The organism is Schumannella soli (assembly GCF_006517435.1).
In the GTDB taxonomy this organism is placed as follows: Bacteria; Actinomycetota; Actinomycetes; order Actinomycetales; family Microbacteriaceae; genus Schumannella; species Schumannella soli.
This window is the reverse complement of record NZ_VHQG01000002.1, coordinates 590,610-599,496: the sequence shown is the minus strand read 5'-3', so window position 1 is coordinate 599,496 and position 8,887 is coordinate 590,610. Positions and strand designations below refer to the sequence as shown.

The 8,887-nt window shown below is 71.1% G+C and carries 7 protein-coding genes and 1 pseudogene; 6 read left to right on the top strand and 2 right to left on the bottom strand.

Features of this window, described 5'->3' with window-relative positions:
* Positions 1-234, bottom strand: a pseudogene (locus FJ657_RS17070) (hypothetical protein); the annotation flags it as partial.
* A gap of 163 nt (positions 235-397) precedes the next feature.
* On the opposite strand from FJ657_RS17070, the gene FJ657_RS08465 reads away from it, so the two are divergent.
* The 5 genes from FJ657_RS08465 to FJ657_RS08445 all read left to right on the top strand — a co-directional run bounded on the left by FJ657_RS08465 (position 398) and on the right by FJ657_RS08445 (position 4,621).
* Positions 398-772, top strand: coding sequence for a hypothetical protein (locus FJ657_RS08465; RefSeq protein WP_141163235.1), 375 nt, complete (start codon positions 398-400; stop codon positions 770-772).
* Positions 773-1,104: 332 nt separating this feature from the next.
* Positions 1,105-1,797 carry a phosphocholine cytidylyltransferase family protein gene (locus tag FJ657_RS08460; RefSeq protein WP_141163234.1) on the top strand — a complete coding sequence of 231 codons (693 nt, stop codon included), beginning with the start codon at positions 1,105-1,107 and terminating at the stop codon, positions 1,795-1,797.
* 99 nt (positions 1,798-1,896) lie between these two features.
* Positions 1,897-2,733 carry an ABC transporter permease gene (locus tag FJ657_RS08455; RefSeq protein WP_141163233.1) on the top strand — a complete coding sequence of 279 codons (837 nt, stop codon included), beginning with the start codon at positions 1,897-1,899 and terminating at the stop codon, positions 2,731-2,733.
* On the top strand, positions 2,733-3,545 hold the full coding sequence (locus tag FJ657_RS08450) for an ABC transporter ATP-binding protein (RefSeq protein ID WP_141163232.1): 813 nt from the start codon (positions 2,733-2,735) through the stop codon (positions 3,543-3,545). Before FJ657_RS08455 ends, FJ657_RS08450 begins: the two co-directional genes overlap by 1 nt.
* Before the next feature lie 134 nt (positions 3,546-3,679).
* Positions 3,680-4,621, top strand: coding sequence for a hypothetical protein (locus FJ657_RS08445; protein WP_255447221.1), 942 nt, complete (start codon positions 3,680-3,682; stop codon positions 4,619-4,621).
* Between the two features lie 13 nt (positions 4,622-4,634).
* Here FJ657_RS08445 and FJ657_RS08440 read toward each other — a convergent pair whose 3' ends face one another.
* Entirely contained in the window at positions 4,635-5,939 is a 1,305-nt protein-coding gene (locus FJ657_RS08440; protein WP_141163231.1) for a CDP-glycerol glycerophosphotransferase family protein, read from the bottom strand.
* A 112-nt stretch (positions 5,940-6,051) separates the two neighbouring features.
* Between FJ657_RS08440 and FJ657_RS17375 the strand changes: the two genes are divergently transcribed.
* Complete coding sequence (locus FJ657_RS17375; protein ID WP_255447220.1) at positions 6,052-8,877, top strand: CDP-glycerol glycerophosphotransferase family protein; 2,826 nt, start codon at positions 6,052-6,054, stop codon at positions 8,875-8,877.
* The last annotated feature ends 10 nt before the right edge of the window (positions 8,878-8,887 follow it).

Here is an 8,887-nt window from a genome sequence, read left to right as displayed (position 1 = left end):
GGGCTCGGGCTCGGGCTCGGGCTCGGGCTCGGGCTCGGGCTGAGTCTCCACAACAGGCTCGGACTGAGCTTCGACGACCGGCTCGGGCTGAGCCTCCACGACCGGCTCCGTCGCGGCGGCCGGCTCTGCCGACACGGGCTCGACGATGCGGACCGACGTGGTCGGGACGTCGGACTCGGGGGTGTCGGCGGCGGGATCGGCGACCGACTCGATGACGGGGGCGTCTTCGGTCACAGCAGGATCCTCACCCGAGCCGGAGTGCGGCGCCAGGGGGCCTGCCCCGATCTCCTCCTCGAGGATGACGGCGTCGTCCACGGTGGCGTCGGCCGCGGTGCTGCGCTCGTCGGCGGCGACCGTGCTCGGCTTGGGCGCGTAGGCGCGGGAAACAGGCTTGCGCGTGCGCGGACTCGTCGCGGCGCTGCGGCTCGCCGAGGTGCCGCTCTTCGCCGTCGTGCGCGAGCCGGAGGTCGCGGACTTGGCCCGCGTCGCCGGGGTCTTCGCCGCCGAGGCCTTCGAGGCGGAGGCGGTGCGGCGCGCGGTCGGCTTGCCGGCGCCCGAGGCGGTGGAATCGCTCTCGGTCGGAGCCGCCGGACCCGATTCCGCCGTGCTCGCTGAAGCGGACGCGGAGCGTCCGGAGGCCGCCCGGGACGTGCGCGACGAGGATGAGGAACGCCCGGTGGAGGACGACGTCGCCGCCGAGCGAGAGGTCGGACGACGCTTCGGAGCGGGGGCGCCCTCGGCGTCCGGAGCCGGCTCGTTCGTCGTCACCTGACAACCTTACCCATGCCGTACCCGAGTGAAACCCACGGCGTCGGAGCATGACGATCGGCCGGCGCCGCGGTGACGGCCCGGGTGGACCGATCGGGTCTCCCCCGATCACGAAGCGGTCACGAATAGGTCGCAGAACCCTGGGCGCGCGTGACCGGAGATAGTTCGCCTGGCTAAACTTCGGAAGCACGACGTGGTGTCCGATGTGAGTCGGCGCGGTGAACTCCGCGTGAATCGGTCGCCGGAACGCGAACACGCGGTGACCCGCGGGAGTCCAGCTCCCGCGAACGTCCCGCTCACGACTCTCGGACACCCCCGATCGAGGAGAATTCACACGTGACCACGCAGATCGTGATCCTGGCTGCCGGCATGGGCAGCCGACTGGGCCGCTCGCTCCCGAAGCCCCTGACGGAGCTCAGCGACGGCCGCACCATCATGCAGCAGCAGTTCGACAACATCCGCGCCGCCTTCGGCAAGAAGGCCAAGGTCACGATCGTCGTCGGCTACAAGATGGAGTACATCGTCGAGGCGTTCCCGCAAGCGGAGTTCGTCTACAACGAGCAGTACGACCAGACCAACACCTCGAAGAGCCTGCTGCGCGCGCTCAAGGCGTCGAAGGACGGCGGAGTGCTCTGGATGAACGGCGACGTGGTCTTCGACCCGGCCGCGCTCATCCGCGCCGCCGAGTGGGTCGAGGGCGACCGCAGCTTCGTCAGCGTCAACACCGCGAAGGTCTCCGACGAGGAGGTCAAGTACACGGTCGACGCCGAGGGCTTCATCGACGAGCTCTCGAAGACGGTCGTCGGCGGCCTCGGCGAGGCCGTGGGCATCAACTTCGTCTCGAGCCGCGACAAGGCGGGCCTCATCCGCCAGCTCGGCAAGGTCGGCGACCAGGACTACTTCGAGCGCGGCATCGAGCTGTCGATCGAGCAGGACAAGACCCGCTTCGAGCCGGTCGACATCTCCGACCTCTACGCGGTCGAGGTCGACTTCGCCGAGGACCTCGAGCGCGCGAACCTCTTCGTCTGACCTCGGACGACTGAAGATCGCGACAGATGATCTGAAGGCCTTCTCAGGAAGGCCGCACGGCGGCGGCTCGCTTCGGCGGGCCGCCGCTATCGTTTCCCTGTGAGCACCACCACCAGCACCACGGCGACGGCGCTCGGACGCACCTGGTCGCCGGCGACGCGCTACCGCCGCTCCCTCTGGCTGCTCACCTCGCGCGACCTGCGGGTGCGCTACTCGACCTCCGCGCTCGGCTGGGTCTGGTCGATCCTCGACCCCCTGCTCATGGCGGGCATCTACTGGTTCGTGTTCACGCAGGTGTTCCAGCGCGGCATCAACCACGAGCCCTACATCGTGTTCCTCATGGCGGCGCTGCTGCCGTGGACCTGGTTCACCGGCGCGGTCGGCGACAGCACGAAGGCCTTCACGCGCGATGCGAAGCTCATCCGCTCGACGACGATCCCCCGCTCGATCTGGGTCACCCGCATCGTCCTGTCGAAGGGCATCGAGTTCCTGCTGAGCCTTCCGGTGCTGGCGCTGTTCATCATCGCCTCGCAGTTCACCGCGCATCCGGCGGTGCTGAACTGGCAGCTCGTCTACTTCGTGCCGGCGATCATCCTGCAGGCCGTGCTGACGGTCGGCATCGGCCTGGTCGTCGCGCCGCTGGTCGTGTTCTTCCGCGATCTCGAGCGCGCGGTGCGGCTCATCCTGCGTCTGGCGTTCTACGCCTCGCCGATCATCTTCAGCCTCGACGACCTGCGCCGCGTGCACCCGGCCTTCGAGCTGATCGGCTCGTTCAACCCGCTCACGGGCATCATGTCGCTGTATCGCGCCGGACTGTTCCCGAAAGAGCTCGACTGGTTCTCGATCGCGATCAGCGCGGGGATGACCGTCGTGCTCTTCGTGATCGGGCTCCTCGTGTTCCGTCGCTGCCTCCCTGCCGTGCTGAAGGAGATCTGATGAGCGACGCAGTCTCTCCCTCCGGCGCCGTCGCCTCCGTGTCGCATCCCGATTCCGAGGTCGCGATCCGGGTGTCGGACGTCGGCATCCGCTTCAAGCGCAACCGCAGTTCGCGACGCAGCTTCAAGGACCTGCTGTCGGGTCGCAAGCGCCGCAACCGCCCCGGCGAGTTCTGGGCACTGCGCGGCGTCTCCTTCGACGTGCGCCCCGGCGAGGCGATCGGCGTGGTCGGCCGCAACGGCCAGGGCAAGTCGACCCTGCTCAAGCTCGTCGCGCAGGTCGTGCTGCCCGACGAGGGCAGCGTGTCGGTGCGCGGCGGCGTCGCCCCGCTGATCGAGATCACCGGCGGCTTCGTGGGCGACCTGTCGGTGCGCGACAACGTCTACCTGACCGCGGGACTGCACGGCATGCGCCGCCGCGAGATCGACGCGGTCTTCGACGAGATCATCGACTTCGCCGAGATCGCCGACTTCGTCGACACGCCCTACAAGCACCTCTCGAGCGGCATGAAGGTACGCATCGCGTTCTCGGTCATCTCGCGCCTCGAGGAGCCGATCATGCTCGTCGACGAGGTGCTGGCGGTCGGCGACAAGGCCTTCAAGGAGAAGTGCTACGCGCGCATCGAGGAGATGCTGGCGAGCGGGCGCACGCTCTTCTTCGTCTCGCACAGCGAGCGCGACCTGCTGCGGTTCTGCACGCGCGGCCTCTACCTCGACAAGGGCGAGCTGCGACTGGATGCGCCGATCAAGCAGGTCGTCGACCGCTACAACGCGGAGTACGGCCCGAAGAAGCCGGCGCCGAAGAAGGCGTGAACGCGGCGGCCCTCCCCGCATCCGCGACCGGCGCCGTACGAAGCGATAACGGTCGCGACACGGCTTGCTGATCCTCTTCTGAGTCGCGCCCGGGAACGCGGCACGGGCGCGAGTCGGCCACGTAGGTTGGCGCCATGGCCCGATCCGACTCGACTCCGAAGGCCCTGCGCCGCGCCGCCGAGGGCGACGTGCACCCGAAGCTCGCGACCGGTTTCGACCGGCTGCTGAGCGTGCAGCGCCCCGTCGTGCTGGCGCACATCCGCGGAATCCGCTCACGGCATCCGCAGGCCTCCCCTGCCGAGGTCATCGCGATCCTCGAGAAGCGCTACCTCGCGGCCGTCACCACGGGCGGGGCGGCCGTCGGCGCGGCATCGGCGATCCCCGCGGTCGGGATCGGCGCGTCGGTCGCGCTGTCGGGCGTCGAGACGGCCGGCTTCCTCGAGGTGAGCGCGCTGTTCGCGCAGTCGGTGACCGAGGTGCACGGCATCCCCGTGACCGACCCGGACCGCGCGCGGACCCTCGTGATGACGATGATGCTCGGCGGCGGAGGCGTGGACCTGCTCAAGCAGTTCGCGGGCCAGGCGGCCGGCGCCGGCGTCGCTCGTTCAGCATTCTGGGGCGAGATGGTCTCCTCCGCCCTGCCGAGCGGCGCCGTCGGCGTCGTCGCCGACCGGCTGAAGTCGGCCTTCCTCAAGCGCTTCGCGGCGTCGCAGGGCGCCGGCGTCGTCGGACGGACGCTGCCCTTCGGAATCGGCGCGGTCGTGGGCGGCACCGGCAGCCACCTGCTCGGCCGCAAGGTCGTGACCTCGTCGCGCACGGCGTTCGGCCCCGCCCCCGTCGTGTTCCCCGCGGAGCTCGAGCCGCGCGTGCTCGCGCCCGGCGAGCGCCGCGGACCGCGCCTGCCGCTCCCCCGACGCCGGCGCGCGGGCGCCGCCGAGACGGACGGCACAGCCCTCGTCGGCGACGACCGCAGCGGCACCCATGTGATCGAGTGGCGACGCCGTGACTCTGACGAGCTCGTCACGGATGTCGAGGAGAGCAGCGAGGACGCGGCACGCACCGAGCCGACCCGCTGAGCGCGGCCCGGGCTCAGTCGCCCGTCGCGGGCTCGCCTTCCTCGTCGTCCTCGTCGTCGAGGGGGTCGCCGCTGTCGCGGTCGGGGCCGTCGCCGGCGTGTATCGCCGCGTGGCGCTCCCATTCGGCGACCAGGTGGTCGATGGCCGCGTGGAAGCGACGGGTCGCCGAGCCCGGGGTCGTGTCGCCGAAGTGGTGCGCCGACCAGTGCGCGAGGGTCTCCTGCGCCTCGGCGTCGCGCAGCACGCGATCCACGTCGCCGAGCACGTCGCCGGCGCGGTCGGCGTAGAGCCACTCGGCCGAACCGAGGTAGCCGTTCTCGTCGACGTCCGCCTCCGGCGCGAGCGGCCGGGTGACGATGATCGGCTTCCCCGTGGCGAGGCGGTCATAGACCATGGCCGACACGTCGGTGATCGCGACGTCGGCCGCCGCCAGCTGCCAGCCCATCTCGGGGCCGTCGTCGTAGACGTGGTGGGCCGTCGCATCCTTCTGGTTGGCGGCGGCGATCGCCGCGATGATGCGCGCGTTCGCCTCCTTGTAGGCGGGGTCGAGCACGCCGCTGCGCGGGTGCGGACGGTAGACCAGGCGGTGAGTCGGCGACGCCAGCACCGCGTCGGCCAGGGCCACGCCGTGCGAGGCGACGGAGCCGTAGAGCGCCGCAGGGCGGTCGCCCTCCCAGGTCGGCGCGTAGAGCACCACGATGCGGTCGTCGTGCGGATACGGCGTGCTGCCGGCGAAGTGGTCGGCCTGCGGGCGCCCGATCTCGATCGCCTTCTTGTCGACGTCGAAATCCCAGAGCTTGCGCGAGAGGCGGTCGATCGCGGCGGGACCGGCGACCAGCGCGTAGTCGTACGCCTTGAACTGGTTCGTCGTCATGTACATCTTGTCCGACTCGCCGTGATTGATGAAGGTGTGCCACATGCGGCTGTAGCGGAACATCTGGAAGTTCTTCGTGTTCTGGTTCACGTAGAGCACGACCTTGAGCTGCTGCTCGTCGACGAACGACTCGAGCTCCGTCACCTTGCGCAGGTACTGCACCGGCAGCCCCGATTCGGCGTTGATCGTCAGTGCGGCGCCCGGGCTGCGCGCGATGATGGCGACCGGATGCGCGGCTGCGAGCTCCTTGAGCGGGGCATACCACTGGCGGATCTGGTACAGGTTCGTGCGCGTGTCGGCGAAGTACACCGCGACGTCGATCGAGTTCGGCCGCGGGCGGGGGAACTCGCCCGAGCGCTCCGCGATCTCGCGCCGCGTGGCCCGCGAGCGGAGGATGTTGCGCAGCACGCGTCGGGCGGATCGGATGTCGTTCAGAAGCGGCACCGGACCATCCAAACACCGCCCGCGAAGCCGGAATCGCGATCAGGGGTGATCGTGCCAGAATCGTGAACAAGCGGCCGCATCGCGGCGGGAAGGGAACGGACCCGGGCGTTCTATGGCGAGTTTCACCTTCGGCGCCGGCAATCTGCTCAAGCTGCTGCGACTGCCCCTCTACGCGCTCGGCGCCGCCGCGTCGTTCGTCGTGCCGCGCACGTCGCGGCTGTGGGTCATCGGCTCGGGGATCGGCATCGGCGAAGGCGCCCTCCCGTTCTCCGAGCTCGCCCGCGAACACGCCGCGACCACCGCCCGCGGAGAGTCCCGGCGGATCGTCTGGCTCGCGTCCACCCCCGCCGAACTCGACGAGGCCCGCGGACGCGGATGGGATGCGCAGCTCAAGCACGGCGCCCGCGGCTTCTGGACGACCCTGCGCGCCCAGGTCATCGTCGTCACGCACGGCTTCGGCGACGCGAACCGCTTCGGCACCCGCGGCGCCGTCGTGGTGCAGCTCTGGCACGGGGTGCCGCTGAAGCGTCTGCACCTCGACACCCCCGTAGCCCTGCGGCTCTCGCCGCTCCCCGACCATCCGCTCGTGAGGTCGGTCCTGCGTCGCGCCTACAGCTTCGCCGGGCGCGGGATCTCCCTGTTCCCTGTCGCCTCGGAGCTCGTCGCCGGGCGCATCTCCAGCGCGTTCGGGGTGCCGCGCTCGCGGATCCCGGTGACCGGCGACATCCGCGACGACGTGCTGCAGCGCGGCGACGCCGCCGAGCGACGGTCCGCGTCACGAGAGCTGATCGAGTCGGCGGTCGGTCCGCTCGGGTCGGGGCCGGTCGTGCTCTATGCGCCGACCTGGCGCGACGGGGCACCCGATCCCGCCGCCCCCGACGGCTGGACGGACATCGTCCACTGGCTGGAAGCGCACGACGCCACGCTGCTCGTGCGCAGCCATCCGCTCGGCGTCGGCGACTACCTCGGCGGCCCGCAGGCGTCGCCGCGCATCCGCCTGCTCGGCTCCGATGCCCTGCGCGATATCAACCCCGCCCTCAGCGCGATCGACACCCTCGTCACCGACTACTCGTCGATCGCCTACGACCACGCCCTCGCCGGCGGTCTGGCCGTGTTCCTCGCCCCCGACCTCGAGCAGTACGCGAAGAAGCGCGGCCTCTACGAGTCGTACCGCGAGTTCAGCGGCGGCGATCACGCGGTCGACTGGTCGGGCGTGCTGGCGCGTCTGACCGACCAGCTCACGGACGCGAGCGCCGCCGAACGACACCGTCGTCACCTCGTCGACGAGCACGTCGATCACCGCGACGGCCGCGCGGCCGAGCGCGTGCTGGCGGCGCTGCTGCGGCGCGTCGGCGAGCACGTGCCGGGTTCGCTGGACGGCGTGGATGCCCTGCCGGTCGTGCGCCCGCGTGTCACGGCCCTCGCACTGGAGCTCGACGCGCACGGCGCCCCCGAGCTGCGGGTGACGCTCACGGGTCTTCCGCGGGAATCGACCGCCGTCACGCTCGATGGAGCCCGGGCGACCGTGCTCGGGGTGACGGGCGGCCAGGACGGCGACGCCGCCGGCGACGGCGATCCGGCCGATCTGGCGGTGCGCATCCCGTTGACCGCAACCCGCTGGGGGCACGCGGGACTCGCTCTGCCGTCCGGCGACTACCGCCTCCGCATCGAGCGGCCCGGCGAGGCGCCCTCGTCCCGGGTCACCGTCACGACCGCCGTCGCCGGCGCCGCCCCGCTGCGGCTCGAGCACGCGCTCGAGAACCTCGAGGTCGTGCCGATCGACGGCGGGGTGCGCGTGCGCGTGACTCCCCCGCTCAGCGTCGAGGAGCGCGGGAAGGATGCGCAGCGTCGGCTGCAGACGGAGTACTTCCGCGCGATCGTCCGCCCGGAGGACGCGGTGTTCTTCGAGAGCTTCTACGCGCGCACCGTCGCGTGCAACCCGGCGGGGATCGACCGGGCCCTGGCACGGCTGCGGCCCGAGACCACGCGCTACTGGAGCGTCGCCGACGCCTCCGTGCCGGTGCCCGAGGGCGCCGTGCGCGTGATCGAGGGCAGCCGAGCATGGTGGCACGCCCGCGGCGCGGCCCGCGTGCTCGTCGTCAACGACTGGCTGCGCAAGCGCTTCCTGCGGCGACGCCACCAGAAGGTCGTGCAGACCTGGCACGGCACGATGCTCAAGCGCCTCGCCCTCGACCGGCCGGGCACCGGACTGCGCACCCGGCTCGCCGTGCGACGCGAGCGCGATCGCTGGGACGTCATGCTCGCGCAGAACGACTTCGCGGCCGGGGTGTTCCGCCACGCCTACGCCTTCGACGGCCCCGTCTGGCAGCTGGGCTACCCGCGCAATGACGTGCTCGCCGACGGCGACGCCGCCGAGATCCGACGCCGTGTCGGCATCCCCGATGGCGCCCGCGTCGTGCTCTATGCCCCGACCTGGCGCGACGACCGCACCGAGATCGTCGACTACCTCGACTTGGTCGCTTTCGCCGACCAGCTGCCCGCGGGGACGGTGCTGCTCGTGCGGGGTCATTCGCGCACGCTCCCCTACGGGCGCGACCTCCGCGGTCAGCGTCTGATCGACGTGACGACCTACCCCGACGTCTCAGAGCTGCTGCTCGTCGCCGACATCCTCGTCACCGACTACTCCTCGGTCATGTTCGACTTCGCCGCCACCGAGCGGCCGATCGTCTACTTCACGCCGGATCTCGCGCACTACAGCGAGGATCTGCGCGGCTTCTACTTCGACCTGCTCGCCGAGGCGCCCGGCCCGGTCGTGCAGTCGCGCGAGGAGCTGCTCGAGCTGCTGAGCGGGGACGCCCGGGCGGAGGAGTTCGCCGAGCGTCGGGCGCGCTGGCGTGCCCGCTACGCGCCCGACGACGACGGCCACGCGGGTGAGCGGGTCGTGCGGCGGATGCTCGACGAGGGGATGCTCGGCTGAGCTGACGCGG

Bases quoted from the DNA above. Each gene is read 5' to 3' on its own strand.
- FJ657_RS17375 (WP_255447220.1), top strand. From the start codon at position 6,052: ATGGCGAGTTTCACCTTCGGCGCCGGCAATCTGCTCAAGCTGCTGCGA.
- FJ657_RS08445 (WP_255447221.1), top strand. From the start codon at position 3,680: ATGGCCCGATCCGACTCGACTCCGAAGGCCCTGCGCCGCGCCGCCGAG.
- FJ657_RS08450 (WP_141163232.1), top strand. From the start codon at position 2,733: ATGAGCGACGCAGTCTCTCCCTCCGGCGCCGTCGCCTCCGTGTCGCAT.